Consider the following 1,135-nt stretch of genomic DNA (forward strand, 5'->3'; position numbering starts at 1 on the left):
TTTATCAGAGAAAGAAGAAATAGATTTCTGCATTCTTATTTTATTTTGCAAGTCTCTAATCATCATCTCAAGTCTTGAAATGAATGTTTTTTCGGCACTACTTCTTTTATTAGAGGAATACTCCTCACCCATCATTTTATCAAGCTCAGAAGCAAGAGAATCGACAACATCCTTTAATGATGTAGATAAAGCCTCAATAGCCTTTTCATTTTCCTCAATCGATTCTTCCTCTTTAGAAACTAATAATCTGATTTCTTCAATCTTTTTAATATCATCATCAAGCATACCTTGGGCTCTTTTAACTTGCCTTTGGTTTTCTTCATATATTTGATATTTTTCATCTAATTCAGCTTGCATTCTATCAAGTTCACCCTTATCTCTATCTAGAGAAAACTTAATACTTTCTGCTTTACTTTCTGCTTCCTTTTTAGCGTTGATATAATCACGATAAGTGTTTTCAAGAAAAGCTATTTTATCGTTTCGACTATTAATAGCTTCTTCATTTCTGTTAATTGCATATTGAAGAGAGTGAGACTTCTGACTCTCAGCTTGCATTCTTTGTTGCTCTTCCTCAATATTTACTCTAAAGCTTTCAAGAGAAGATTTTAAGTTTTCTACTTGGCCTCTTAAACTCTTATTTCTTTCCTCTCTCATATCCTTTAAGCCAAGATATGTTTTAAGCTTAGAGTAATGAATATCAACATCAACAGCTAACTGTCTTTTTACTAATTCATTGTAAGCCTTAGCCTTCTCAGCTTGGCTTCTTAATGATTCATAGCTTCGCTTTTCAACCTTCATCAAGCTTTCAGCTTGGTTAATATTTTCATCTGTTCTTTCAATTTTTTTTGAAGCTTCATTACACTCTGCTTTAAAACGAGAAATACCTGCAGCTTCTTCAAATATATATCTTCTATCCTCAGGGCGCTGAGAAAGGATTTGGTCGATTTTACCTTGTTCAAGGATAGAATAAGCACTCTTACCTACACCAGTATCGAAGAAAAGCTCTCTTATGTTTTTAAGTAAACATCTATTTTTATTGATGTAATATTCACTTTCACCACTTCTGAAGACTCTTCTTTTTATTTCAACCTCAGTTAAATCGGTAGGAAGATGCTTTTCACTGTTATCAATTGTT

The 1,135-nt window shown here is 32.6% G+C and carries 1 pseudogene; it reads right to left on the minus strand.

The window, feature by feature from the left end:
* Nucleotides 1-1,135: pseudogene (locus tag SOY52_RS11075) on the minus strand (chromosome segregation protein SMC); the annotation flags it as partial.

Origin of the sequence: Bullifex sp. (assembly GCF_034103065.1) — a bacterium.
Lineage (GTDB): Bacteria > Spirochaetota > Spirochaetia > Sphaerochaetales > Sphaerochaetaceae > Bullifex.